23 protein-coding genes are annotated in these 26,392 nt (G+C 64.7%); 13 read left to right on the plus strand and 10 right to left on the minus strand.

Features of this window, described 5'->3' with window-relative positions; all coding sequences use genetic code 11:
• Nucleotides 1-3: 3 nt before the first annotated feature.
• From ACFQEV_RS01460 to ACFQEV_RS01470, 3 genes are read right to left on the minus strand one after another with little or no spacing between them, the layout of a single operon-like run.
• Nucleotides 4-519 (minus strand): ImmA/IrrE family metallo-endopeptidase, encoded by a 516-nt coding sequence (locus tag ACFQEV_RS01460; protein WP_379692125.1) that lies wholly within the window; start codon nucleotides 517-519, stop codon nucleotides 4-6.
• Complete coding sequence (locus tag ACFQEV_RS01465; protein WP_379692126.1) at nucleotides 516-2,660, minus strand: hydantoinase/oxoprolinase family protein; 2,145 nt, start codon at nucleotides 2,658-2,660, stop codon at nucleotides 516-518. Before ACFQEV_RS01465 ends, ACFQEV_RS01460 begins: the two co-directional genes overlap by 4 nt.
• Before the next feature lie 6 nt (nucleotides 2,661-2,666).
• Complete coding sequence (locus ACFQEV_RS01470; RefSeq protein WP_379692127.1) at nucleotides 2,667-3,962, minus strand: citrate transporter; 1,296 nt, start codon at nucleotides 3,960-3,962, stop codon at nucleotides 2,667-2,669.
• 414 nt (nucleotides 3,963-4,376) lie between these two features.
• Here ACFQEV_RS01470 and ACFQEV_RS01475 point away from each other — a divergent pair, with 414 nt between their 5' ends.
• Entirely contained in the window at nucleotides 4,377-5,144 is a 768-nt protein-coding gene (locus ACFQEV_RS01475; protein WP_379692128.1) for an IclR family transcriptional regulator, read from the plus strand.
• 63 nt (nucleotides 5,145-5,207) lie between these two features.
• Here the strand turns inward: ACFQEV_RS01475 and ACFQEV_RS01480 are convergent, their stop codons facing one another.
• The 4 genes from ACFQEV_RS01480 to ACFQEV_RS01495 all read right to left on the minus strand — a co-directional run bounded on the left by ACFQEV_RS01480 (nucleotide 5,208) and on the right by ACFQEV_RS01495 (nucleotide 9,347).
• Nucleotides 5,208-6,437 (minus strand): MFS transporter, encoded by a 1,230-nt coding sequence (locus ACFQEV_RS01480; RefSeq protein ID WP_379692129.1) that lies wholly within the window; start codon nucleotides 6,435-6,437, stop codon nucleotides 5,208-5,210.
• Nucleotides 6,438-6,527: 90 nt separating this feature from the next.
• Nucleotides 6,528-6,863, minus strand: coding sequence for an IclR family transcriptional regulator domain-containing protein (locus ACFQEV_RS01485; RefSeq protein ID WP_379692130.1), 336 nt, complete (start codon nucleotides 6,861-6,863; stop codon nucleotides 6,528-6,530).
• Nucleotides 6,864-7,231: 368 nt separating this feature from the next.
• Nucleotides 7,232-7,999, minus strand: a complete 768-nt coding sequence (locus ACFQEV_RS01490) for an IclR family transcriptional regulator (protein ID WP_379692131.1) — start codon at nucleotides 7,997-7,999, stop codon at nucleotides 7,232-7,234.
• Nucleotides 8,000-8,315: 316 nt separating this feature from the next.
• Nucleotides 8,316-9,347, minus strand: a complete 1,032-nt coding sequence (locus tag ACFQEV_RS01495; RefSeq protein WP_379692208.1) for a zinc-dependent alcohol dehydrogenase family protein — start codon at nucleotides 9,345-9,347, stop codon at nucleotides 8,316-8,318.
• Between the two features lie 351 nt (nucleotides 9,348-9,698).
• Here ACFQEV_RS01495 and ACFQEV_RS01500 point away from each other — a divergent pair, with 351 nt between their 5' ends.
• The 6 genes from ACFQEV_RS01500 (at nucleotide 9,699) to ACFQEV_RS01525 (ending at nucleotide 16,426) form a co-directional block, all read left to right on the plus strand.
• Entirely contained in the window at nucleotides 9,699-11,102 is a 1,404-nt protein-coding gene (locus ACFQEV_RS01500) for an extracellular solute-binding protein (RefSeq protein WP_379692132.1), read from the plus strand.
• A 42-nt stretch (nucleotides 11,103-11,144) separates the two neighbouring features.
• Entirely contained in the window at nucleotides 11,145-12,083 is a 939-nt protein-coding gene (locus ACFQEV_RS01505) for a carbohydrate ABC transporter permease (protein WP_379692133.1), read from the plus strand.
• On the plus strand, nucleotides 12,083-12,967 hold the full coding sequence (locus ACFQEV_RS01510) for a carbohydrate ABC transporter permease (protein ID WP_379692135.1): 885 nt from the start codon (nucleotides 12,083-12,085) through the stop codon (nucleotides 12,965-12,967). Before ACFQEV_RS01505 ends, ACFQEV_RS01510 begins: the two co-directional genes overlap by 1 nt.
• 85 nt (nucleotides 12,968-13,052) lie before the next feature.
• Nucleotides 13,053-14,225 carry an ABC transporter ATP-binding protein gene (locus tag ACFQEV_RS01515; RefSeq protein ID WP_379692136.1) on the plus strand — a complete coding sequence of 391 codons (1,173 nt, stop codon included), beginning with the start codon at nucleotides 13,053-13,055 and terminating at the stop codon, nucleotides 14,223-14,225.
• 79 nt (nucleotides 14,226-14,304) lie between these two features.
• Nucleotides 14,305-14,958 (plus strand): class II aldolase/adducin family protein, encoded by a 654-nt coding sequence (locus tag ACFQEV_RS01520; RefSeq protein ID WP_379692137.1) that lies wholly within the window; start codon nucleotides 14,305-14,307, stop codon nucleotides 14,956-14,958.
• Between the two features lie 7 nt (nucleotides 14,959-14,965).
• Nucleotides 14,966-16,426 carry a rhamnulokinase gene (locus ACFQEV_RS01525; protein ID WP_379692138.1) on the plus strand — a complete coding sequence of 487 codons (1,461 nt, stop codon included), beginning with the start codon at nucleotides 14,966-14,968 and terminating at the stop codon, nucleotides 16,424-16,426.
• A gap of 5 nt (nucleotides 16,427-16,431) precedes the next feature.
• Here the strand turns inward: ACFQEV_RS01525 and ACFQEV_RS01530 are convergent, their stop codons facing one another.
• Nucleotides 16,432-17,205, minus strand: a complete 774-nt coding sequence (locus ACFQEV_RS01530; protein WP_379692139.1) for an SDR family NAD(P)-dependent oxidoreductase — start codon at nucleotides 17,203-17,205, stop codon at nucleotides 16,432-16,434.
• A gap of 145 nt (nucleotides 17,206-17,350) precedes the next feature.
• Here ACFQEV_RS01530 and dgoD point away from each other — a divergent pair, with 145 nt between their 5' ends.
• The 3 genes from dgoD to ACFQEV_RS01545 all read left to right on the plus strand — a co-directional run bounded on the left by dgoD (nucleotide 17,351) and on the right by ACFQEV_RS01545 (nucleotide 20,466).
• Nucleotides 17,351-18,502: a galactonate dehydratase gene (gene dgoD / locus ACFQEV_RS01535; protein WP_379692140.1), complete on the plus strand. Its 1,152-nt coding sequence runs from the start codon at nucleotides 17,351-17,353 to the stop codon at nucleotides 18,500-18,502.
• Nucleotides 18,503-18,554: 52 nt separating this feature from the next.
• Nucleotides 18,555-19,586, plus strand: a complete 1,032-nt coding sequence (locus tag ACFQEV_RS01540; RefSeq protein ID WP_379692141.1) for an NAD(P)-dependent alcohol dehydrogenase — start codon at nucleotides 18,555-18,557, stop codon at nucleotides 19,584-19,586.
• A gap of 100 nt (nucleotides 19,587-19,686) precedes the next feature.
• The gene (locus ACFQEV_RS01545) at nucleotides 19,687-20,466 is read left to right on the plus strand and encodes an SDR family NAD(P)-dependent oxidoreductase (protein WP_379692142.1); all 780 of its coding nucleotides are present in this window, start codon (nucleotides 19,687-19,689) and stop codon (nucleotides 20,464-20,466) included.
• A 541-nt stretch (nucleotides 20,467-21,007) separates the two neighbouring features.
• Here the strand turns inward: ACFQEV_RS01545 and ACFQEV_RS01550 are convergent.
• Nucleotides 21,008-21,877, minus strand: a complete 870-nt coding sequence (locus ACFQEV_RS01550; protein WP_379692143.1) for a fumarylacetoacetate hydrolase family protein — start codon at nucleotides 21,875-21,877, stop codon at nucleotides 21,008-21,010.
• Nucleotides 21,878-22,055: 178 nt separating this feature from the next.
• On the opposite strand from ACFQEV_RS01550, the gene xacF reads away from it, so the two are divergent.
• Nucleotides 22,056-23,498, plus strand: a complete 1,443-nt coding sequence (gene xacF, locus ACFQEV_RS01555) for a 2,5-dioxovalerate dehydrogenase (protein WP_379692145.1) — start codon at nucleotides 22,056-22,058, stop codon at nucleotides 23,496-23,498.
• Nucleotides 23,499-23,742: 244 nt separating this feature from the next.
• Here xacF and ACFQEV_RS01560 read toward each other — a convergent pair whose 3' ends face one another.
• Nucleotides 23,743-24,474: a fumarylacetoacetate hydrolase family protein gene (locus tag ACFQEV_RS01560; RefSeq protein WP_379692146.1), complete on the minus strand. Its 732-nt coding sequence runs from the start codon at nucleotides 24,472-24,474 to the stop codon at nucleotides 23,743-23,745.
• Between the two features lie 227 nt (nucleotides 24,475-24,701).
• Between ACFQEV_RS01560 and ACFQEV_RS01565 the strand changes: the two genes are divergently transcribed.
• Complete coding sequence (locus ACFQEV_RS01565; protein WP_379692147.1) at nucleotides 24,702-25,466, plus strand: IclR family transcriptional regulator; 765 nt, start codon at nucleotides 24,702-24,704, stop codon at nucleotides 25,464-25,466.
• Between the two features lie 121 nt (nucleotides 25,467-25,587).
• Nucleotides 25,588-26,379: an SDR family NAD(P)-dependent oxidoreductase gene (locus ACFQEV_RS01570; protein ID WP_379692148.1), complete on the plus strand. Its 792-nt coding sequence runs from the start codon at nucleotides 25,588-25,590 to the stop codon at nucleotides 26,377-26,379.
• Nucleotides 26,380-26,392: the final 13 nt, after the last annotated feature.

Consider the following 26,392-nt stretch of genomic DNA (forward strand, 5'->3'; position numbering starts at 1 on the left):
GTATTATTCGATGTCTCCGACTCCGCGACGCAGTTTCCGACGGGCCGTATCCGGAAGCCGGTCTCCGAGGAGTTCTACGGCGAACCACTGTGCCGCCCGTTCTTCCAGTTCTCGTTCGTCGGCAGAGCCTCCGAACCACGACGAGAGGGCCTCGCGCAACGGTGACCGTGGAGTCCGCTCCACCGCTGAGACGTCGAGCACGTGGTGGCCTAGTTCGTGCGCCAGCACGAGTTCGGTTGCGAGCGACTCCGAAACGCCGAGGCGTTCCGCGAGAACCGGGATCTGGGCGTCGTAAAGCGTGATGACGCCGTCGGCGTACGTCCCGAAGAGGCGCAGTCGGTCGACGCCGCTCCACTCGCTGCGTCTTATCGTGACGCCTTCGTTCGCGGCCAGTTCCCACACGTTATCCGTGCCGTGCGCCGTGCGGAGTTCGCCGGCCTTCGCCTCGCCGAACCGTCGTGCTTCACGGTCGGTCGATTGCTCCCCCCGACGGGACCGAAGCGTCTCTCCGAAGCTCATGGCTTCTCCGCGAGGATGACTAGCTCCTCGTCCGGTTCGACGTCTTCGAGTTCGATGTCCACTAACGAGAGAACCTGCTCACGCGTCGACATCCCGCTGATATCGACGAGGCGGTTCCCGCGCGCGATGTAGATGTTGGGGAGCTTCGTCGACGAGTTACTGAACACGGACTCTCTGTTCAGCACGCGTTCGACCGTTCGCTCGAGCGATTCCCCGCGTGTTTCGTACACGGCCGCGTCTTCGAGTTTCATCTTGACGACGCCGGCGTTGTCGACTATCGTCGTCTTCGACTTCGTCTTCGAGAGCAGGCCGAAGAGCCGTTTCGTCGTCTCGTCGGCGACGTACACGTGGAGACCGGCGGTGGACGCACCGCCGTCTATCTGGTCGGGGTCTGCGTCTAAGGCGGCGGCGGCCGCTTCCAGACGCTCGTCGGGACTGACCGCCCCTTGCGAGAGGTCACGGGTCTGGAGCTCTGTCGACCCCTCGGCTTCCGCACGAAGGAGGTTCCGAGACGCGTCGTACTCGACTTTCGCCTCGACGGTCTCTTGATTCGCGCCCATTCCGATAACGGAGTCGACCGCTTCGCGCCGGAGGTGTTCGATTTCCTCCTCCGAGGGGTTCATCACGTTCCGCTCGACCACGTCTCGGACCATAGCGAGGGCGACGCCGATAGTGCTGATGGTCTCGTGGTTCACGGCCAAGTGGACGTCGTAGTCCGTCGTCTCCGCGAGGTACGGAAGGAGCGCTGCGCTCCCGCCGCCGCCGCCGACGAGTTCGAGCAGGTTCGGGTTCAGGTCGTACTCGTCGATGATGTTCTCGATGACCGGCTTGATCTTCTGCGCGCTCACCTCGAGGACGCGCTCTGCGGCCGACTCGACGTCCGTTCCGAGTTCGGCCGCGACCGGCTCGAACGCGCGTCTCGCAGCCTCCGGGTTCCCCGACGCGTACATGTCCTCGTCGACCAATCCGAGCAGGTTCGCCGCACCGCTCGGAGTGACGGCGTACCGGTCGCCGTCGGCCGTCTCGACGGCGACGTACTCGGGGTCGCCGTCCTTCGGACGGACGCGGACGAGTTTCGGGTCCGTGATATCTTCGGGGTCCGCGTACACCGCGTACGGGAGGTCCGCGATGTGTGCGCTCCGGGGGCCCGACGCGACGACGTCGCCGTCTTCGATTCGTATCATCGACCCGCCGGCGACCCCTTCCGTACGGATGTCGAGCGTCTCGAGGAACGTCGTGTGGTTACCGATCTCTGCGGGCTTCCACTTCGGCTGTCCCTTCTCGATGACGCTGATGTCGCTCGACGTTCCGCCGACCTCGATGAAGATGCCGTCGGTGACGTTCTCGTACATCAGCGCACCGGCGACCCCGGCGGCCGGACCGGACAGGATGGTCTGTATCGGTCGCCGGCGCATCTCGTCTATCTCCATCACGCCGCCGTCCGAACGCATGATCATCAAGGGGGAGGTGACGCCCATTCCCTCGATGCCCGCCGCGGTGGACCGCGACGTCTCCATCATCCGAGGTAGGATGCTCGCGTTCACGACGGCCGTCCGCGTCCGGACCTTCAGTCCGTACCGCTTCGAGACGACGTTCGCCCCGATAGCTGCGAACCCCTCGTCGCGGGCGAGTTCGCAGACTCGTTCTTCCATGCGGGGGTCGTCGACGCCGAACACTTGGCTCGCGACGACCGCTTCCACATCTTCCTCCTCGAACCGAGCGAGCGTTTCTCTGACCTCTGCTTCCGGGAACCCGTCGCTGAGCGAGACGAAGGCGTGCGTCGTCTCGATGACCTGGTCGTTCTTCAGGTCGATGTCGTCGACGTTCGTCTCCGTCCTTCCGCGGCGTCCCTTCAGTCCTTTCCCCATGCCGATGACGCCGACTTTCGCCACGTCGCCCTCGAGGAGGGCGTTCGTCGCCTGCGTCGTTCCGTGAGCGAGGAACACGACGTCCTCGGGCGTCGCGTTGATGTTTTCGAGGATCTGTGAGGCCGCTTGGACGATCCCTGCGGCGACCCCCTCGTCCGCATCGTGCGTCGTGGGGACTTTGACTTGCTCCAGGAGTTCGAGCGATTCGCTGTCGACGGCGACAGCGTCAGTGAACGTCCCGCCAACGTCGATTCCGACTCGTATCTTGGTCATCGTTCGTTAGGCTCCGAAGAGGTAGACGGAGGCGATAATTCCTGCGGCTGCGGTTATCCACGCGAACGGCAGGACGCTCTTCGTGATGGTGTTGACGTTGACGCCCATCTCGTCGGCGGTCCACGCGTTGTGCGTGTTCGTCGGATCCGCGGGGGCTTGGACGCGAAGCGCACTCACCGCAGTCGTGGTTATCAACGCGGGGTTGACGCCGATAGCGGCGAGAACCCCGATGATACCGCTCCCCAGGCCCCACAGGTTGAGCGGGCCCCGGTAGAGCGCCAGCGGTGCGAGGAGGATGAACATCGCCGCGTACAGGACCATACTATCGGGAATAATCGCCGAGAGGAGGGGTTCCATCGTCGTCGCGACGGATTCGGCGAAGACAGCTTTGAGGAGCCACCCGATGGCGACCATCAGCGCGATGGCCGGCGCAGCGTTGGAGATTCCCTCGTGGAACGCGTGGGTCACCTGATTGAGCGTCTGTCCGGGGTTCTTGAGACCTTCGAGACCCGGTTTGCTCGCGACGGCGGCGAAGAGGATGCCGACGACGAACGCCGGGAGGACCGGGAGACCGACGACGACGAGGCCGACCGGAATCACCGGTGACAGGAGCGCGTACGTCGGAACGTTCGATTTGAACTGAGAGGTGGTCTCCTCCGACTCAACTCCCGCCTCCATCGCCCAGGTGGCTTGGAGGGAGGACGTCCGCGTCTGGAACGTGATGTACCCGAGGCCGGCGAGAAGCGCGGCCCCGCCCGTCGGAAGCGCCCAGACCATCACGCTCTGGAGGTTGATCCCCGTCACGTCGGCGTAGAAAACCCAGTTCGCGGGGTTGAACATCACACCGTTCGCGTACCCGAGTAAGACGATTCCGGCGGCGGCTTTCCGGGGGAAACCGATGCTCACCATGATCGGGAACACGATGGTCGCGATCATGATGAACGCTCCGAGGCCGGAGATGCTCGTAGAGATGACTGCCACCGCGAGGTATAGCAGTATCGCGACCATGAACGGACTGTCGCCGCCGAGTTCGGCAGCCGATTTCACCAGGTCTTCCGCGATGCCGGTTTGCTCGACGATCGCCCCGAGGGCAGCACCGAAGAAGACCGCAACGAAGGCTGCACTCAATCGTGTCGACCCATCCACGATGACGTCGTTCAGTATCTGTTCGTAGCCTAAACCACCGACCGCCGCGATCCCGAGAGCCATTGCAGCGAGTGCGACGAACGTCGGCACTAACTCGGTCATCATGAGGATGCCGAATATCGCAAACACTACTAGGATCCCGATTGCACCTATCATACTCATTGGCGTGTCACACCAGGACAAACTCTAGACTATCACTATAAATAACTATCGAAGATATAGACGAACGCTAGAGTATGTTTTCCGACAGTTCCTGAAGTGTCTTCGGAGTCACCCTGGACGGTTCTGCGGGAAATATCTACGAAGAGACCGTCTAGGCGAATTCTGTCTCATTCGGTCGGCGCTTCCAACGTCCAAAGTGCTGTCAATATAATCACCATACAGAACGGAATAGTTGGCAGAATTCCACATCGTGGAACGTTCGTTCCACCCGTCCCTCGAAAGGGGAGAACGTACTACATCAATTATTATGGTTTCTGTAAGCGGCGAGTCTTTTCCATATCATGGAACGAGAATCCCGAGTCGTAGAACAATCTTTTTGAAGAATGCCTGCAATAGAGCAGACAATCAATGAGCACCGATACCAATGCACCGATGAAGTCGGTCGTTACAGCGCTAGAGATACTGGAGGCGCTACAGGACGAGGGAACGGCGGGTATCTCGGAGATTGCGGAGGCGAGCGGTCACCCGAAGAGTACCGTCCACCGCCACCTCGACACGTTCCGTGAGTGCGGCTACGTCGTAAAGGCGGACCGCTCGTACAGCGTCAGCCTGAAAACGCTCCGCCTCGCGTCGAGCGCTCTCAGCAGGCAACTCGTCTACCCCGTGACGAAGTCCGTGGTGAACGAACTGGCGGAGGAAACCGGAGAGTCCGCGGCGGTCGCCGTCGAAGAGAACGGACAGGCGGTCTACCTCTACTACGACCGTACCGATCAGGCCGTCCGAACGGACGCACGTCTCGGAATCCGCCTGTACCTCCACTGTACGGGCGCAGGAAAGGCGATACTCGCACACCTCCCCGAGGAACGGAGAAAGGCGGTCATCGACGAGTACGGACTCCCGGCGAAGACGGAGCAGACGATTACTGATCCCGACAAACTGGAGCGGGAACTGGCCGAAATACGCGAGACCGGTATCGCGTTCGACGACGAAGAGCGAGTCGACGGCATGAGAGGCGTTGGGACCCCGATCCAGAACCGAGAGACCGGTGAGTTACTCGGCGCGTTGACCGTGGCGGGACCTACTCGTCGGCTCAACGGCGAACGGTTCAGAGAGGAACTTCCGAATTTGCTCCAGCGCGCGTCCAAGATGGTCGAGGTGAACATCACGTACTCGTAGGAAGACGGCATCTGTTACAGTTATAGGCGTGTAATGGAGTTGCCTGCTACGCGCTGATTTTGACTAGTGAGCATCAAGGAGGAGCAGACCGATTGCGACGACCGCTGCGCCGACCAACGACGCCGAGAGGAGGGCGAACGCGGTGCGGAAGCCGAACCCGTCCGCGACGAATCCCACGACGGTCGGCGACGCCGCGCCGGCACCCATCAGAAGCGTCCGGACGATGCCGAACCCGCCGGCGGCGATTCGGTCGGGGAGTATCTCGACGAGGTAGACGCCCCGAACCGGACGAAAGCCGTGACTCCCGAGGGCGAAGGTGACGACGACGGCCCCGAGAACGACCGCGCCCGCGTCCGCGAAGACGATAACTCCGAGAAGCGCGGTCGCCGCCATGGAGATGGTGACGACGACGATGGGAAGCCGACCCGTCCGGTCGCTCACGTCGCCAGTGAGCACTTGGACGATGCTCACCGCGAACAGCGCCGAGTACAGGAGGTTCACCGTCGTCGTCTCCAACTCGGCCACCTCCGAGAGGTACAACGGGAAGAACGCCACCGCGCCGTTGTACGAAAACGAGAAGAGGACCGTCACGAGGATGAACGCGGTGAAGGCGGGGTTGGAGAACTGGCGGACGTACTCAGAGGCGGCGGGCGTCTCCTCGGAGTCCGACTTCACCACGGACGACGCCGACAACTGCCGGGGGACGTACCGCGCGAACGCTCCCGCGAGGGCGACGCCGACGACGCCGGACAGGAGGAAGACCCCGCGCCACGTCGCACCGGGTAACCGCGAGAACAGGACGTCCAGCGTCGGCGGAGCGACCAGAAACAGCGTGACCACCACGGACGCGCCGACGCCGCCGTACGCCCCGAACGTGTCGTACGTGCCCAGCACGCGCCCGGTTCGGTCGGGGTACACCCGAGAGAGAATCCCCACGGCGACGGTCTTGTGCGCGCCGGTCCCCGCGCCGATGAGGACGGCCGCCGCCGCGAGTACCGCGGCGGGCGAGTTGAACGCGAGGACGAACGACCCGAGGGAGGCCAACAGAGCGCCGCCGACGACGACGCGGACGGATCCGAACCGGTCCGAGAGCATCCCCGACGGGAACTGCAACGACGCGTACACGACCATGAGACCGGTGTATATCGTCCCCACCTCCGCGTTCGAGATGCCGTAACTCGCCTGCATCGTCTCGAAGAGGGGCGGAAACGCGTACCGGAGGAACTTACTCAGAAACCAGATTCCCGCGGCTAACACCAGCGTGGCGTACCTAGCCGCGTTCCGAGCGTGCATCGGTTCCCGGTGCACCCTCCGGGGCATAAGCCGTGTGGCAAGGGGCAGAATCTTCGCCTTGTTGCGCGCGGTTCCCCGACTATCGACCGTTCAACCGGGCGGCCGGTCCGCAGACGCCGACTGCGGCCACTCGGTCGCCGCCCGCGTTCGGAACACGCCGCGGCGACTCCGACGATGCCCCTCGAACTGTTCACCTCTGCAGAACGAGAAGCCGTTGTCGCGGATTCGACGGAGTTCCGCTTCGAGTTCGTCCCGGTCGGTGAGAGTCGCCTCCGTCCGGGCGGTCAGGTCGCTTTCGCCGAGTATCTCCGTCAGCCGGTCGTCGGGGAGGGAAGCCAGGAGGGACTTCCCGGGCGCGTTGAGGTGAAGCGGCATCCGTTCGCCCTCTCGGTACGCCGGCGCCCACCCGTCCGCGATGAATCCCACGACGGTCGGCGTCGCTACTGGACGCGGCGGTCGTCGCAGGTGGACTGCTTCTGTCGGGCAGTGAGGTCGCACGAGGGTGACGATTCGACGGGGATCCAATGACGCCAACCGAGCGTTTCTCACCGTGAGAACCCCAACGAGACGGGAGTCGACAGTCCCTCGAGAGGGCCGGTAAGCGTAGCGACGGTGAACGTGGTAAAAGTAAATCGCATTACAGTCATAGAGGTGTAACGGACGATGACGTCACTAACACCGCTGCGCTGTCGGAGTGTCGCTCGAATACCGACGAATCCTTTCTCACCGTCATACGTTACCCCAGTTGCCGAGGACACGGAACACGCGAGAGGCGCCGCGCCGTACTCCCGCCTTCACAGATTCGTGAGCGTTACGCGGACGGACTTCGCGGTGCTGAGTATCTGACCGGTGAGGTCTTCCTCCAGATATCGACCCTGTAAGCGGTCTGCCGGGCCGTACACGCCCAGCGCGGCGTTCGAACGGTCGTTCCTCGTTTCGATCGGTGCGGCCGCGCTCACCACTCCTTCCGCTTGTTCTTCTCTGCAGAACGATATGCCGCTGTCCCGGATCTGTCTGACCCGTTCGCGGAGTTCTTCGGGGTCCGTGAGCGTCGAATCGGTGCGCGCGACGAGTTCCGCGTCGTCGAGGATTTCGTCGATACGTTCGTCGGAGAGGGTGGAGAGAATCGCTCGGCCGGGGGCGTTCTCCGGGAGAGGCAACCGCTCACCCTCTCGGAGATTTGAAATGCTCTCGTCGGACGGCTCGACGACGTAGACGGGGACGCCCCCCTCTTCCTCTCGGACGAATAGGGTCGCCGTCTCGCCCGTCGCCGCCGCGAGGTTGTCGAGGAGCGGTTTCGCGATACGGAAGACGGGGAGTTGTTCGCGGGTCCGGACGCCGAGGTTCAGCGTCCGTAGCGACGGCCGGTATTGAGTCCCGTCTTTGAGGACGTACCCCGACGCCTCTAACGTGGAGAGGTGGTTGTGTACGACGCTTTTCGAACTCCCGACTCGCTCCGCGAGCGCCGTGACGCCCGTCGGTCCGTCCTGGTCCACGAGAGCCTCGAGGATAGTCAACGAGGTCTCGGTCGCCTCGATCGTGTATTTCGTGGGGTCGGCCATTATGATCCGTCGTACACGCCGACGGGACAAAAACCCCGTTCATCAGAGAAGAACAACGGGCCGCTTCGCGGAGCGGTTTCGGGGCGTTTTGGATGAAGAATCATGTCGGATGCGGTTGATTCCACCCGACAACAGCTCGAATTTACCTCGTTCATTTCTGAAGAACGGGAGGGGGTCGCTACGGGGGCGTCACGAACGCGCTTCGGCGGCGTGGACGAACCTGGGACGTGCCGCTCCGAAAAGTCGTCTTCGACCGGACGTCTCCTCGTCGCTTTCAGCGGAAGATGGGGTACGCGTCAGGAGAAAAAGGGGGCGGTCACTCGGAATGGGGAACGACGACGTTCTTCAGCCCTTCCGTGTTCTCCATCCGTTCGAAGGCGGAGGGCAAGTCGTCGAGACCGATTCGGGACGTGACCAGTCGGTCGGCGTCGATTCGGTCATACCGGAGCATCGTCACCGCGCGCTCGAAGTCCTCGGCGGTCAGCGAGAACGACCCTCGGTAGCCGACTTCGTTGAAGAAGATGTCGAAGGGGTTGACCTCCATCGTCGCCTCTTGGTCGGGGACGCCGAAGATGAGCGTCGAACCGCCGTTCGCGGTCACCTCGTTCGCCTGTTCGATGGTCGGGACGAGGCCGATGGCCTCCGCGGCGACGTCGACGGGACCGCCCGCCGCATCGGGGATGGCCGCGAGGGGGTCGGATTCGGCCGGGTCGATGACCGCGTCGGCGCCTAGTTCCGCGGCGAGTTCACGCCGTTCGGGATCGAGTTCGGAGACGACTATCGGACTGGCTCCGGCGTTGCGGAACACCTGCATCAACAGGAGACCGATGGGGCCGGCACCGATTATCGCGACGCTGTCGCCCAGTTCGACGTCGACTTGGTCGACGCCGTGGATGCAACAGGCCAAGGGTTCCGCCAGCGCGGCGTTCTCGAACGAGAGGTCGCCGATGTCCTCGACGCTTATCGCCGGGACTCGGACGTACTCGGCGAACGCGCCGTCGAGAATCGTCTCGCCGGCCCCGCCGATGCTCGTGTTGTTCTCACAGAGGTGGGTCTCCCCGCGCTTGCAGTACGAGCAGTTGGTGCACGGCACGGTGGGGTTGATAGCGACTCGGTCCCCGACGTCGAGGCCGGTGACGTCCTCGCCGACGTCTACGACGGTGCCGGCGCTCTCGTGTCCGAGTACGAGCGGAGTGTCGACGGCGAACGTGCCGTGGTACATGTGGTAGTCGGTCATGCACACCCCGCAAGCGCCGATTTCGACGATTACGTCGCTCTCCGTCGGTTCCGGTCGCTCCCGCTCCTGTACTTCGATTTCACCAACGTCGGTCAGCGTCGCCGTACGCATCATCCGTCGAACTCTCCGTATCGAGCTTCGGCGTTTATCGGCTGCTCCACTGGACGCTGGTCGTGTGAGTCTGTCTCGGTTCGCATCATCTGTTGCCTGTGGTGTTTCGGTGGCTGCGATGGCTCGCAGTCGTCTTCACGCGGGGGTTTCCGTCGGATGTACTCCCGCGTTCAACTACTCGGTTCTTCACGGTCCATAATAAATCCCCTCCACGAACGCCGTTCACGCGGTGACGCATTCCGTTCGGCGGGGACGAGTCGTCGAGCGAGCCGAATCGGAGGGGCCGATAGCGCCAACGAGGAGTAAGCTTATTAATCATGCTCGATTTGTGCTACGGTGAGGTCAATAGGTATGGCAAGCCAACGCAGCCGCAGAAACGTACTGAAAGCGCTAGGCGTCGGAGCGGTCGGCGGTCTCGCGGGTTGTACCCGCGGCGGAAGTTCCGGAACGTCGACGGGAACCGGCGAGAGCGGTAGTTCGGGCGAACTCGCCATCCCGTTGAGCGAGTACCAGGGCGCCGACATCGAATGGAAACAGTTCGAGGGGTCGAAGATAAACATCGGAGCGGTCCAGCACCCGTGGGTCGACGCGATAAAGCCCGCGGTGCCGGTGTTCGAGGAACTGACTGGTATCGACGTGGTGTGGAACGTCCTCCCGGAACAGCAGTTCCGGACGAAGCGGCAGACGGACGTGAGCACCGGGGCCGGTCAGTTCGACGTCTTCTTCATGGACCAGGTCATCAACCAGTTCCGTAGCGAGGGATGGCTCCAGACGCTGGACAAGTACTTCAACGACAGTAGCCTCTACGACGAGAACTGGTGGAAGCCAAACGACCTCTTCGAGTCGTCCCGATGGCAGGCCCACGGTGGCGGATACACGGACAAGTGGACGGGCATCCCGATCACCACCGAGGTCCAGACCCAGTTCTACCGGAAGGACCTCTACGAGAAACACGGTCTCGAAGTGGCCGAGACGCTCGAACAACACCGGCAGAACGCGAAGACCATCCACGAGAACGAGTCCGACGTCGCCGGTACCGCCGGGCGCGGACAGAAGGGATACGGGATGAACATCTACATCCTGAACACGTTCATCCGCGAGAACGGTGCGAAACTCTGGACCAAGTTCCCGAAGGACTCCGGACTCGACACCCAGGGCGTCATCGACGCCGCCACGTGGTACACGAACCTCCTGCGGGACTACGGCCCCGAAGGGGCGTCCACGCAGACGTGGTCCGACGTGCTCACGACGATGCAGGAGGGCCGCGCGGGTCACATCGTCGCCGACGCCAACCTGTTCTGGCCCGGTCTGACGGGTGAGGACTCTCAGGTGGCCGACTCCGTCGGCATCGCGAAGGCGCCGAAACCGGCCGACGGCACGTTCGGACCGAACGCCTACAACTGGCAGATTTCCACCTCGAAGAACGCCAAGAACTCCAAGCAGGGGTTCCTCTTCATGCTGTGGGCCTCCTCGCAACCGACGAACACGTGGATGCATTTGGAGAACGACGCCGCGTTCTCGGTGCGCCAGTCCGTCTGGGAGAACGATGAGTTCCGGTCGCGCGTCGGCGAGAACTTCGCCCAGGTCACGCTCGAATCCCTGAAGGAGGCGCAGCCCGACCCGTTCGACCGGAAGTACCCCCAGTGGGGACAGCGCTACTCCGAGGAACTCCAACGGGCCATCGCCGGGGAGAAATCACCCGAGGCGGCGATGAAGAAGGCGGCGAAGATTGCGGAGGACATCTACAGTGAGTAACGCGGACGGTTCGACCCGCATCCACCCGACCCAACACTGACAATGAGTACACAGACGAAAGCAGAAACGGCCGCAGACGAGAAGGGAGGGTTCCCCAGCCTGCGCGATATCTGGAACGACTACCTCCCGTACTGGTTCGTCGCGCCGATGGTGCTCGTGATGGTGATGATCACCTTCTTCCCCGGTGCGTACGACCTGTACCTCAGTCTCATCGAGGAACCCACGTTCAACGTGCTCGAAGCCGAGTTCGTCGGACTGAGCAACTACGTGACGGCGTTCACCCGCGGCGGTGCGCTCCACTCGTTCGTCGTCACCATCACCGTCGTCGCCAGCGCGTTGGTCTTAGAGAGCGTCCTCGGGTTCTTCCTCGCCGCACTCGTCGCCGGCGTGAAATCCGAGCGGGCGAAGTCGTTCTACCGGGTGCTTTTCATCGTCCCGATGGCGGTGGCCCCGGTTTCGATGGCGACTATCGGTCGCATCATGCTGAACAGCGAGGTCGGAATCATCCCGTACATGATCAACACGTGGACGCCGTTCGCGGCGCCGGCGTTCCTCTCGGAGATTCCGCTGTTGACGGTGATACTCCTCGACACGTGGAACTGGACGCCGTTCATGTTCATCATCTTCTACGCGGGCCTCTCGTCGGTCCCCGACACCCTCGTCGAGGCGTCGCGGGTCGACGGTGCCCCGCTGTGGCGGCGGTACGTCCACGTCATCATCCCGTACATGAAACCCGTCGTGTTCGTCGCCACGCTCATCCGGATGATAGACCTGTTCCGGACGTTCGGCGTGGTGTACGGCCTCACTCAGGGCGGTCCGGGGACGGCGACGCAACTGGTGAGTATCAACATCTACGAGCAGATGTTCATCAACAACCAGCCCGGCGTGGCGGCCGCGATAGCGGTCGTCTACCTCGTCCTCGTCATCGCGGTGTGTAACGTCGTCATCGCAAAGGTCGGCTTCGAGGGGGTGTGGGACTGATGGCGACCCGAGACGGCAACGTCGACCCCACGACCGGCTCGCAGCGGCTCGACAAGGACACGCGCGAGACCGTCGTTCGAGCGGCCAGACACGGCATCCTGCTGCTGTGGTCGCTCGTCGTCCTCTTCCCCCTGTACTGGCTCGCGTCCATGTCGCTGAAACCCCCGGGAGAGGCGAACCAGCTCCCGCCGGACTGGATATTCCTGCCGACAGTCTACAACTACATCCAGCTCGCCCAGAGCGGGGAGTTCCTCACGGCGTTCGCCAACAGCGTCCTCATGGTGTCGGCGTCGGTGATACTCGTCCTGCTCATCGGCGTCCCGGCGGCGTACGTCCTCTCGCGGTACGACATCCCCATGGAACGGGACGTCCTCGTGTGGATTCTCTCCTCGCGGATGCTCCCGCCCATCGCCGTCGTCATCCCGTTCTTCGTCATCTTCCAGTCGTTCAACCTGTTCGACACGCGAATCGGGATGGTGCTCATGTACGTCAGCATCAACCTCTCGCTGGTGGTGTGGGTGATGAAGGCGTTCTTCGACGGCATCCCCGAGACCCTGGAGGAGGCGGCGCGCGTCGACGGCGCGACCCGATTCCAGGGGTTCCGCAAGGTCGTCCTCCCGGCGGCCAAGCCCGGCATCTTCTCGGTCGCGATTATCAGCTTCATCTTCGCGTGGATCGAACTCCTGTTCGGACTCGTGCTGACGAGTTTCAAGGCGGTGCCGGTGACGCTGTTCGTCTACTCGTTCATCGGCTCCCGCTCCATCGAGTGGGGCATGCTCGCGGCCGCCTCGATGGCGATGATCCTCCCCGTCGTTATCTTCCTGATAGCGGTGAACAAGTACCTCGCCGCGGGGCTCAGCTTCGGCGTGGTGATCAAAGAATGAACGCGACCACAACCGAACGACGCGCACAGTTCGCAAAACGCATTCGCGCGGCGGGACTCCCCGCTCGCGCTACGGAGGGCACATAATGGCCAGTATCACGTTAGACGACGTAACGAAACGGTTCGGCGAGAGCGGCGACGCCGTCGTCGCGGTGGACGACGTCTCGTTAGACATCGAAGACGGCGAGTTCGTCGTCTTCGTCGGTCCGTCAGGTAGCGGTAAGTCGACGCTCATGCGAATCGTCGCGGGGCTCGAAACGCAGAGCGAGGGCGACGTCTTCATCGGCGACGCCCTCGTCAACCAACTTGGACCGCGCGCGCGGGACGTCGCGATGGTGTTCCAGAACTACGCGCTGTACCCGAACATGACCGTCGAGGAGAACATGTCGTTCGGGTTGAAGATGTCGACGGACCTCTCGGAGGCGGAGATTGAGGCGCAGGTGACCGAAGCCGCCGAGATGATGGGTATCGGGAATCTGTTGGACAACACGCCGGGGGAACTCTCCGGCGGACAGCAACAGCGCGTCGCCCTTGGACGGGCCATCGTCCGCGACCCGAACGTGTTCCTGATGGACGAACCGCTCTCGAATCTGGACGCGAAGCTCCGGACGACGATGCGGACCGAGATAAACCGGCTCCAGAACGACCTCGGGGTGACGACACTGTACGTCACCCACGACCAGACGGAGGCGATGACGATGGGCGACCGCCTCGTCGTGCTCAACTACGGCGAACTCCAACAGGTCGGGACGCCGCTGGAGTGCTTCTACCGGCCGGCCAACCGGTTCGTCGCCGGCTTCATCGGGTCGCCGTCGATGAACTTCTTCGAGGGCGATGTCGACGGCGACAGGCTCGCCTGCGACGGGTTCGAGTACGAACTCTCCGAGCGCATGCGGTCGAACGTCGGCGACCGCTCGGCGGTGACGCTGGGCGCGCGCCCGGAGGACTTCGACCTCTCGGAAACTCCGGTGAAAGGCAACAGCGTCGAAGTGACCGTCGACGTCGTCGAGCCGATGGGGAGCATCTCCTACGTCTACCTCCGCCCGGTGGACCAGTCGCACGAGGACACGTTCGTCGTCGAGATAGACGGGAAACGCCCCATCTCCGAGGGAGAACAGGTGTACGCGTACGTCGAGCCGACCGACGTCCACCTCTTCGACGCGAACACCGGCGAGACGATTCACCAGCGGAAGCTGGACTTGGACGCGGAGATAACGCCGAAGGAGGAGTCACAGTCCGTCAGTCGCTCCGCCGAGTGAACGCCGACACCCGCGGACGGGAGGCGCTCTCGTTCGCACGCACCATCCGCCGACCATCAACACCTATCCACGACAGTTCATGACATCACGAGACATTCCGCACTACGAGACGCGCACCGCCATCTGCGAATACGGCCGCAGCCTGCTCGACGACGACCTGACGACCGGGACGGGCGGGAACCTCAGCGCTCGTCTCGACGAGGACCGAATCGCCATCAGCCCGTCCGGAATCCCGTACGCGGACATCAAGCCGGCGGACGTGCCCGTCGTCCGCACCGACGGAACCGTCGTCGAGGGGGAGACCGAACCGTCGACGGAACTGCCGATGCACCTCGCCGTCTACGAACGGCGCTCGGACGTCGGCGGCGTCGTCCACACCCACTCGCCGTACGCCACCACGTTCGCCTCGCTCGGCGAGGCGATTCCGGCCTCGCACTACCTCCTCGCGTTCACGGGGTCGGAAGTCCCCGTCACCGGGTACGAGACCCACGCGACGGAGGCTCTCGGCGACGCGGCCGTCGACGCCCTGGGCGAGTCGTACAACGCGACCCTCCTCCGGAACCACGGCGTCTTGACGGCCGACGGGTCGCTCGACGACGCGTACACGGTCGCGCAGATGGTCGAGTACTGCGCGCGCATCCACTACCAGGCCCGCGCAATCGGCGAACCGGAGATCCTCCCCGACGAGGAGATAGACCGTCTCCGCGGGAAACTGGACAGCTACGGGCAGTGACCGGACGATGGAACACGTAGCCATCGACATCGGTGCCAGCGGGGGAACGGTGTACCTCGGAACCGTGACGCCCGAGTCGTTCGAAGTCCGGGAAGTCCACCAGTTCGATAATCGACCGGTCGAGCGAGGCGGTCGCTACGTCTGGGACCTCGACGCCCTCCGAGACCGGATGGTCGCCGGCATCCGCGCCGCGGCCGAGCGAGGGGACGACGTCGACACCGTCGGTATCGACGCGTGGGGGCTCGACTTCGGGCTCCTGTCCGACGGCGAAGTCCTGCGGGACCCCATCTCGTACCGCGATCCGGCCGCGACGGCGACGCGCGAGTCGCTGTTCGAGGCGGTCGACGAACGACGGGTCTTCGAGGCGACGGGCGTCACCAACTGGAACACGCCGAACACGCTGTGGCAACTCCACACGCTCGCGCACGAGGAACCCGAACTCCTCGACCGGGCCGACGGACTCCTCATGATGCCCCAGTTGCTGACGGCGTTGCTGGGGGGGCGACCGTGCGGCGAAGTGACCGTCGCGTCGACGACGCAGATGGTCGACCCGCGGGAGCGTGAATGGGCGACGGACCTGCTGGAGGAGTTGTCGCTTCCGACGGATATCCTCCCGACGCTCGACGAACCCGGGCGACGGTTGGGTTCGCTCGCCGACGACGTGTCCCGGGAACTCCCCTGCGACCCCGAACTCGTCGCGCCCGCGAGCCACGACACGGCGTCCGCCGTCGCCGGTCTGCCGCTCACCGACGACGCCGCGTTCCTGAGTACCGGGTCGTGGTTCATCCTCGGCGTCGAACGGGAGGAACCGGTGCGGACGGACGCCGCCTTCGAGCGCGCCCTCTCGAACGAACTGGGCGCCGACGGAACCGTCCGTCTGCTCACGAACGTCAACGGGTTCTTCCTCCTCGAAGAGTGCCGCGAGGCGTGGCGCGACGCCGGCGTACCCGCCGACTACGAGACGCTCCTCTCGGCGGCGCGAGAGGCCCCGGCGCGGGCGTCGTTCGTCGACCCCGACGCCGACAGCTTCGGCATCGACGAACCGATGCCCGACCAGATACGCGCCTTCTGCGAGCGAACGGACCAACCGGTCCCGGCCGGTCGGGGGGAAGTCGTCCGCTGTCTCTTGGACAGTCTCGTGACGAAGACGGCGCTGGCGCTGGACGAACTTGCGTCGGTCGCGGATGGGCCGATACCACAGATCAACCTCGGCGGCGGCGGCGTGCGGAACGAACTGTTCTGTCAGTTACTCGCCGACGCGACCGGTCGCCCGGTGGTGGCCGGGCCGACGGAGGCGACGGCGGTCGGAAACCTCCTGACCCAGGCCGTCGGAGTCGGTACGCTCCCGGACGTCGAGACTGGACGGCGACTGGTGGCGGAGGAGTTCGAGACGACGACGTACGAACCCGCGACGACCGACGGATGGGACCGAGCGAAGAGTCGGATAACCGAGTTCGAGACGGGGTGACACCGCTACCGGGCGGTGTACCCTCCGTCCATGACGACCGTCGACCCGGTCATGTACGAGGACGCGTCCGAAGCGAGGTAGACGACCAGTTCGCGGAGCTCTTCGGGCCGACCGAGTCGTCCGATGGGCGTGTTCTCCAACCACGTCTCCTCCATCTCGGGGTTCGCTTCCAGCACTTCGTCGACGAGGTCGGTTCGCATGTAGCCCGGCGCGATGGCGTTCACTCTGACGCCGCGGTCCGCCCACTCGACGGCCAGCGACTTGGTCAGCATGGAGACGCCGGCCTTCGTGGTGTTGTAGCTGGCCTGTTTCTGCGGGACGTTGACGTCGAAGCCCGACATCGACGCGATGTTGACGATCCGCCCTCCGCCGCGTTCTAACATCCGCTGACCGACGTGCTTGGCGCAGAGGAACACCCCGTCGAGGTTGACGGCGAGGACGCGCCGCCACGAGTCGAGCGACGTCTCTTCGGCGGGCGAGTTCTCCACGATGCCGGCGTTGTTGACCAGCACGTCTACGGGCCCGAGGCGGTCGGTGACGTCCTCGACCATCGCTTCGACCGACGCCTCGTCGGTGACGTCGACTTCCGTCGCGACGACGTCCGTCTCGCCGTCCAACTCCGCGGCCGTCCGCTCGGCCTTCTCGACGTCCACGTCGGCGATGGCGACGTCGGCTCCCATCTCCGCGAGACCGGTCGCCATCTGCTTACCGAGTCCTTGCGCCGCGCCCGTAACGATAGCTGTCTCTCCCTCTAGGGAGAAGCTTTCGAGTACGCTCATGCGAACGAGTCGATAGTCGGTTTCTATCATGTTAAATGTACGTGTCCGTTCACTATCGCGCCGTCGATGGATGCGGACGGGTGAAATCCGTTCCGTGTACGTCCGGACCTGCTAACTAAAGTAGTCGGCAGGACACAGCCCACGCATGGAAATCGTCGACTACGAACTGTTCGCCGTTCCCCCGCGGTGGTTACTCCTCAAACTGGAGACCGACGAGGGGATAACCGGCTGGGGTGAACCGATAGTGCAGGGGCGATTGGAGACGGTCCGGACCGCCGTCTCCGAACTCGTCGAAGAGCACCTCCTGACGAGCGATCCGCTTCGGACGGAGTACCACTGGCGGAAGCTCTACCAGAGCGCCTACTTCCGCGGCGGCCCCGTGCTGATGAGTGCGCTGGCCGGCATCGACCACGCGCTGTGGGACATCAAGGGGCGCCACTACGACGCGCCGATTCACCAACTCCTCGGCGGACACGTCCGCGACCGCATGCTCGTCCACGAGTGGTTGGGCGGCAACAGCGCCGAAGAACTCGCGGACGCGGCGAGTCGAGCACGGGAGAACGGGTACCGGGCGTTCAAGCTCAACTCCCCGCACGAGTTCCGCCCGCTGGAAACGCCCGCGGCCGTCGACCGCCTCGTGGAACAGGTCGCGGCGGTCCGAGACGCCGTCGGCGACGACGCCTTCCTCGGTCTCGACTTCCACGGCCGCGTCTCGAAGCCGATGGCTCGGGAACTCCTCGGGCGGGTGGAACCGTACGACATGATGTTCGTCGACCAGCCGGTGCTCTCGGAGTACGGAGACGCCTTCCGGTCGCTCGCACAGCAGACGACCGTCCCCATCTCAACGGGGGAGCGTCTGTACTCCAGACACGAGTTCAAACCGCTGTTCGTCGACAACTCGGTGTCGGTCGTCCAGCCGGACGTCACCCACGTCGGCGGTATCACCGAGATGCGAAAACTCGCCTCGATGGCGGAGGTGTTCGACGTGGCCGTCGTCCCCCACTGCCCGCTGGGTCCCGTCGCGTTGGCCGCCAGCCTTCAAGTCGGCTTCGCCTCCCAGAACGTCGTCATGCAGGAACAGGACCTCGAACTGCACGACGCCGATTCGAGCCACGGACTCGAACTGCTCGAAGACCCGCGCGCGTTCGAGTTCGAGGACGGCTACATCAACCGACTCACCGGCCCGGGACTCGGTATCGAAGTCGACGAGGACGCGGTTCGCGAGAAGGCCCAGACGCAGGTCAACTGGCACAGCCCCATCTGGCACCACGAGGACGGGAGCATCGCGGAGTGGTGATTCGATAGGCCGACCCGCACCTATTTGTGTCCACCTCGCCAATTGATCGGGTATGAAAACCGCGGTGTTGACCGAACCTCACGAGTTCGAAATCGAGGACCGTCCCAGGCCGTCTCCGGGTCCGGACGACGTCCTCGTGGCCGTCAGGGACGTCGGTATCTGCGGGTCGGACGTCCACTACTACGAGCACGGCCGCATCGGAGACTACGTCGTCGAAAATCCGCTCGTCCTCGGACACGAGAGCGCCGGCGAGGTGGTCGACGTCGGCGAGAACGTGAGCAGGCTCGAACCCGGCGACCGCGTCGCCCTGGAACCGGGCGTCCCCTGTCGGCGGTGCGCACACTGCAAGCGCGGCGACTACCACCTCTGCGAGGATGTCGAGTTCATGGCGACGCCGCCGCACGACGGCGCCTTCACCGAGTACGTCTCGTGGCCGGCGGACTACGTGTACGAGTTGCCCGAGAACGTCTCGACGACGGAAGGGGCGCTCTGTGAACCGCTCTCCGTCGGCATCCACGCCTGTCGTCGCGGTGACGTCGGGACGGGCGATACGGTGCTCGTGACCGGCGCCGGCCCCATCGGTCTGATGGTGATGGAGGCCGCTCGGGCGGCCGGTGCGACGGACGTCATCGTCACCGACGTCGTCGAGGAGAAACTCTCGTTCGCGGGAGAACGCGGGGCGGACCGGGTAGTCAACGTCGCGGAGGAGTCTCTCGAAGCGGCCGTCGACGAGTACACCGACGGTGTCGGGGCCGACGTAGTCGTCGAAGCGTCGGGCGCGGAGCCGTCCATCCGATCGACCATCGACGCGGTTCGGCGAGGCGGAACCGTCGTCCTCGTCGGACTCGCCGACGAGGCGAACGTCCCCTTCGACGTCCTCGACATCATCGACAACGAACTCGACGTCCACGGCTCGTTCCGCTACAAGAACACGTACGACGCGGCTATCGGCCTCCTCGAAGACGACGCCGTGGACGTGGAAGGCATCGTGGACTTCGAGTCGTCGCTCGACGATATCGACGGGGCGTTCCGGCGCGCGATGGACCCCTCCGTCGTCAAGGGGATGATATCGTTCGGCGAGTGATCCGTCGGCGGTCGTACCACCCCCCGGTGGTACCGTCTCAGTCGCGCCAACGGGGAAGCGGGGACGAAGGTTTTTGTGAGACTCGGTCGGTAGTACGTCCGTGACTGTACTCGACGCGTTCGACCTTGACGGAGAGACGGCAATCGTGACCGGCGGGAATCGCGGCATCGGCCGCGCTATCGCGAACGCCCTCGCGGAGGCGGGCGCGAGCGTCGTCGTCGCCAACCGCGACGCGGCGTCGGGAGAGGAGGCGGCGGAGGAGATTAGCGACTCCACCGGAGCCGACGCGTTCGCGGTTGAGTGCGACGTGACCGACGAGGACGCCGTGGAGGCGATGGTCGAGGCGACCGTCGAACGATTCGGCGGAGTGGACGTGCTCGTGAACAACGCCGGCATCGTCGTCCACGAGGCCATCGAGACGATGTCGCTCGAAGAGTGGTCCGCGGTCCTCACGACGAATCTCACGGGCGCGTTCCTCTGTTCGCGCGCCGCCGGGCGCGAGATGATGGAGAACGGGGGCGGCGTCGTCCTGAACGTCTCCTCGATGTCCGCGTTCATCGCGAACTACCCCCAGAGACAGGTCGCCTACAACGCCTCGAAGGCCGGGTTAGAGGGGTTCAAGAACCAACTCGCCTCGGAGTGGGCCGAGCACGGAATCCGCGTGAACAACCTCGCGCCGGGGTACGTCGCGACCGACAACGCGGACCAGGGCGCGCAGGTCGCAGAGAACGCCGTCGAGACGTGGGAGGGCGAGATGTTGATGGACGAGATGGCGTCGCCCGAGATGCTCGGCCCGACGGCGGTGTACCTCGCGAGCGACGCCTCTGCGTACATGACTGGGGAGACGATCGTTCTCGACGGTGGGTACACCGTCCGCTAGCCGAATCGGCGACTCGACTACCCGATTGCGTCCGCCCCGAGGAGACGACTCGCTCCGCCGGGCAGACGGTTCTGTCGGGGGAAACGCGCCGCGCGGGCGAGACGACGATACGAAACGGCGGAGGCCCCCGTCCGACGAGAGCGACCCCCGGAACGGATCCGAACGAGGGGGCGGACGGAGCGTCTCTCCCGGCCCGACGGCGAACTCGACTGCCACGCGGGGCGGAAAACCGGACGACGGCGACGCCCCTTCGATACGGGTAGCCGGCCGGCCCGACGAACCGGTCGTCGAACGGACCGTTCCCTCGGCCGACGTTACAGTCTTACTGTTGTCACAGCCTCCGACGGGGGCGGACGGCTGTGCGATTTGGTCGCACGGATGGAGATTCGACCGGCGCGGACGTTCTCGTCCGTTCACCGCGGATACGGTCGCCGTCAGGGGTGATATCCGCAGTTCGAGGCGTTCCGTTTCCGTGTCGCCATAGTATCGCCCCGTGCGACGATAGGAAACGGAGGTGCCGCCTCCGAATCGAAAGAGGGAGTCAGACGACCGTGACGGTGTTTTCGAGAATGCCGATGTCGTCTATCTCGATGCGGACGCTGTCGCCTTCCCGGAGGGTGAAGTCGTCGCTCGGGACGAGTCCCGTTCCCGTCAGGAGAACCGCCGTCTCGGGGACGGTGTTGTGGCGGGCGTAGTAGGAGACGAGTTCCTCGCACGATTTGATCATCTCGGAGGTGGAGGTGGACTCCTCGTACAGAATCTCGCCGTCGCGTTCGATGGTCATCGTCATGCCGAGGTTCTGCGCGTCGTCGACGGCGTCGGCGGAGGTGATGCAAGGACCGATGGAACAGCAGCGGTCGTACACTTTCGCCTGCGGGAGGTAGAGGGGGTTCTCCCCCTCGATGGACCGACTACTCATGTCGTTGCCGACGGTGTAGCCGACGATGTCGCCGCGGTAGAGGACGACGCCCAGTTCCGGTTCCGGAACGTCCCACGAGGAGTCCTCGCGGATTCCGACCGCATCGTTCGGGCCGACGGTTCGACTCTCCGTCGCCTTGAAGAATATCTCGGGTCGTTCCCCCTCGTAAACGTCCAGATAGACGTCGGGCATCCCGCTTTCGGCCTCTCGGGCCTGTTCACTGATGTGGTACGTCACGCCCGCCGCCCACACCTCGTCCGGAACGGCGGGGCGACGGGCCCGGTCGGACAACTCGTCCGCCGGGACCGAGTCGGCGTCGTCGAGTAGTCCCCGCGCGACGTCGTCGACGCCCTGATTCGTGATGTTCGCGGCCCGCGCGAGGTCGGAGAACGTCTCCACCTTCGGATTCGCGCTCGTCAGGTCGAAGGCGTCGTCCCCGTCTCGTGCGACGAGTGCTGATCGCTCCGCACCCGATAATGCGTAGTATTGCATGCGTTCAGGTACCGGGCACTGCCACATAATTGTTAGCGCCGACGGGGAATCGGTCGGGCGAATCGGGCTGTCCCGGTGAGAGAGGGTGGTTCGGGACGGTCGTTCGTGAGGGACACCGCTCGGAGCGCCGCACTCACCGAAAAACCCCTAAGGCACGCGGGCGTACGCTTCGGTGCCCATGGCAGCCACGAACTACGTAGACGGAGAGTGGACGGAGGCAGAGTCGGGAGAGACGTTCGAGGTGACCAATCCGGCGAACGCGGAGGAGGTAGTCGCGGAGTACGCGATGGGGTCCACCGAGGACGCCGAACGGGCCATCGAGGCCGCCGCCGCGGCGTCCGAGGAGTGGGCGGCCACGCCCGGTCCGGAACGCGGCGCGATTCTCACGCAGACCGCGCGGTTGCTCGAAGACCGCAAGGAGGAACTGACGGAGACGCTCACCCGCGAGGAGGGGAAGACGCCCGCGGAGGCCGAACCGGAGGTCCAACGCGCCGTCGACATCTTCTACTACTACGCGCAGAAGGCCGGAGACCACGGCGGCACCGTGAAGGCCGCCAGCGGACGGGGGAAGAACCTCTACACGAAGAACGAACCGTTGGGGGTGGCCGGCCTCATCACGCCGTGGAACTACCCCATCGCCATCCCCGCGTGGAAGCTCGCACCCGCCCTCGCGACCGGTAACACGGTCGTCATCAAACCGGCGCGACTCGCGCCCGGCGTCGCGAAGGGTATCATCGAGTGTCTCGACGAGGCGGGGATCCCCGACGGCGTCGTGAACCTCGTAATCGGGTCCGGGAGCGACGTCGGCGGCGCCATCACGGACCACGACGCCGTGGACGCCGTCTCCTTCACCGGGAGTTCCGCGGTCGGACACCACGTGTACGACGCCGCGACGGACGACCAAAAGCGCGTCCAGTGCGAGATGGGCGGGAAGAACCCGACTATCGTCTCCGACACGGCGGACGTGGAGGAGGCCGTCGATATCGTCGCCTCGGGGGCGTTCGGCGTCACCGGACAGGCGTGTACCGCCACCTCCCGCGCCATCGTCTACGACGACGTGTACGACGAGTTCGTGGACGGGGTCGTCGCCGCCGCCGAGGACATCGACGTCGGCCCGGGCCTCGACGGCCACGACATGGGGCCGCAGGTGAGCGAGAGCGAACTCGAATCGACGCTGGAGTACGTCGGAGTCGGGCAGGACGAGGGCGCGACCCTCGAAACGGGCGGCGAGGAGGTCGACGTCGACGGCGCGGACGGCTACTTCGTCTCGCCCGCCGTCTTCTCCGACGTGGACGAGAACATGCGGATAGCGCAGGACGAGATATTCGGCCCCGTGCTCTCGGTCATCCGCGTCGAGAACTACGAGGAGGCGGTCGAAGTGGCCAACGGCGTCGATTACGGCCTCGCCGCCAGCATCGTCACCGACGACCACACCGAGGCGAATCGCTTCGTCGAAGATATCGAAGCGGGCGTCGTGAAGATAAACGAGAAGACGACGGGCCTCGAACTCCACGTCCCCTTCGGCGGGATGAAAGACTCCTCCAGTAACACCTACCGCGAACAGGGCGAGGCCGCCCTCGAGTTCTTCACCACGACGAAGACGGTCTACGACAACTACTGAGCCCGCCCCTCGGCTCCGAATTATTTTTACGCCGAACGCGAACGGTCGCTCCGCCGGCAGAACGCACGCGGACGGAGGGGGGCGACGGCAGTGGGCTGGTTGAACTGATAGTGGCACGCGGCTGTTGGACTACGCGCAACGTTCCCCTCCGACCGCAGCGTGTATTGTGTCACCTATGGACATGAATCTTCGGGCCCCGTCCGCTCCGGTCGTCAGGGCCGCCGGGGCGGGGCGTCCCGCCGTCTTACGGGACGCGCACGTCGTGTTCGAGGACGCCGACGCCCTCGACTTCGACTTCGACAGTGTCGCCGTCCGAGAGTGGACCGACGCCCTCGGGCGTCCCCGTCGAGATGACGTCGCCCGGTTCCAGCGTCATGTACGTCGTAATCTCCGCGACGAGTTCGGGTATCGAGAAGATGAAGTCCGCCCGCGAGGAGTCCTGTTTCGTCTCGCCGTTCATCCGGAGTTCAATGCTCGCGTCGTCGGGCACCTCGTCGGGCGTGGCGAGAACCGGGCCGAGGGGTGCGCTGTTGTCGAACGCCTTCCCGCGAATCCAGTTCTGTTCTTTATCTTGGTCGTCGCGGTTCGAGATGTCGTTCATGCAGGTGAAGCCCGCCACGTACTCCATCGCCTCCTCCTCGGAGACGTTGCGACACTGCTCGCCGACGACGACGGCCAACTCCGCCTCGTAATCCACCCGTTCCTTTCCCGCGGGGAGGGTCACGGTGTCGCCGTGGGACGAAAGCGCGTTCGGCGGCTTGAGGAACAACAGCGGTCGGTCCGGAATCTCCATCCCGGATTCCTCGGCGTGTTTCTCGTAGTTGAGGCCGATGCAGACTATCTTCGTCGGGTCGCAGGGCGGCAGGACGTCCACGTCCTCGGGGTCGTACGTCTCGTCGCCGAAGACGAGTCCGTCGTCCGTTCGCCGTCCGGTTCTGACGCTCCCCGCGGGGTCGCGGAATCGTACGCGGTGCATGCCCGCAGCGTCTCTCCCCCGCGACAAAACAGTTCGGAAAGCCGCAGTCCGGCGGCGGGGAAACGTTGAAGCGGACGCGCACCGACGCACCGCGGGGCGGGAACGCGTCGCCGAACCGTCACGTCCGGCGCGCACGACGATGTCGGGTCGTCCACCACCATGGCCGGAAACACGTTCTGCGAACGTGAACAAACGTTATGTATACCGGACGGCAACCGGTGTGTGCCATGGGAACGAACACCGCGAACACGATCGGGGCGCTGGGAACCTCGCTTCGAATCCTCGAAGCGTTGAAGGAGAAGGGTAACGCCGGTGTGACGGAGTTAGCGAACGAACTCGACCTTCCCAAGAGCACCGTCTACAGCCACCTGCGGACGCTCCGGGAACACGAGTACGTCGATTGGCACGACGAGACGTACTGCATCGGCCTGAAGTTCCTCGACTTCGGCGAACACACGCGCGACCGGATGCGCATCTACGACGTCGCCAAACCGGAGGTGGAGGCGCTGGCCGAGGAGACCGGGGAGTTGGCGAACCTGCTGGTCGAGGAGCACGGAGAGGGCGTCTACCTCCTCCGCTCGAAGGGGGACCAAGCGGTCAACCTCGACACGCACGCCGGGATGCGCGTCGGCCTCCACTGCACCTCGCTGGGGAAGGCGATTCTCGCGCACCTCCCCGAGGAACGCGTCGACGAGATAGTCGACCGCTGGGGCCTCCCGGCGCAGACGGCCAACACCGTCTCCACGCGGGAGGAACTCGACGAGGAACTCGCGGCCATCCGCGAACGCGGGTACGCCACCGACAACGGGGAACGGCTCTCCGGTCTCCGGTGCGTCGCAGCGCCCGTCACGGACCCCGACGGGCGCGCCATCGGCGCGGTGAGCGTCTCGGGGCCGACGAGTCGGATGAAGGACGAGGCGTTCGAATCGGAGATACCCGAACGCGTCCGGAGCGCGGCGAACGTCATCGAACTCAACCTCACGTACTCGTGACTGACCGCGCGCCCGCCGGGCGGGCGTTCTCAGTTTCTGCGACTCCAAGTTCGTCCGTCTGACAGTTCCGAACCTGTGTGCGACACGAACGTATATCACGGTCGGCGACGCATCGAGACCCATGTCCGACGAGAGTAGCGAACCCGCGTCGTTCACGTACGAACCGGTCACGGTCGACGGGAAGACGGCCGTCGTCGTCGGCGGAACGAGCGGTATCGGTCGCGCGGTGGCCCTCGCGTTCGCCGAAGAGGGGGCGAACGTCGTCCCGACGAGTCGAACCGAATCGCGCGTCGCCGCGACCGCAGACGAGGTGCGCGAACGGGGGAGCGAGGCGTTGGAGGCCACCTGCGACGTGACCGACCGCGACTCGCTGGAATCGCTCGCCGACGCCGCGACCGACCGCTTCGGCGGCGTCGACATCCTCGTCAACTCCTCCAGCGCCATCGCCCGGTCGTCCGTCTCGGAGGTGACCGACGAGGAGTGGGACCACGTCCTCGACGTGCAACTGACGGGCGTCCACCGCACGGTGCAGACGTTCGCCAACCGTACCGGGGTAGAGAGCGTCGTCAACGTCGCGTCGCTGTCCTCCGTCCTCGGAATCGAGAACCTGGCGGCGTACTCCTCCGCGAAGGGCGGTATCGACGGCTACACCCGCGCGGCGGCGAAGGACCTCGGGCCGGACGTGCGCGTCAACGCCGTCCGCCCCGGGTTCATCGCCACGGCGCAGACGGCCGACGCCTACGAGGAGGGGAGCCACCGGTACGAACGCGTCACGTCCCGCGCGCCCGCCGGGCGAATCGGTCGCCCCGAGGACGTGGCCGGCGCGGCGGTCTACCTCGCCAGCGACGCCGCGTCGTACGTCACCGGCGAGACGATAACGATAGACGGCGGGTTCACCCCGAGCGCGTTCTGAGACCGAGAAAAGG

Origin of the sequence: Halopelagius fulvigenes (assembly GCF_042662625.1) — an archaeon.
Taxonomy (GTDB): Archaea; Halobacteriota; Halobacteria; order Halobacteriales; family Haloferacaceae; genus Halopelagius; species Halopelagius fulvigenes.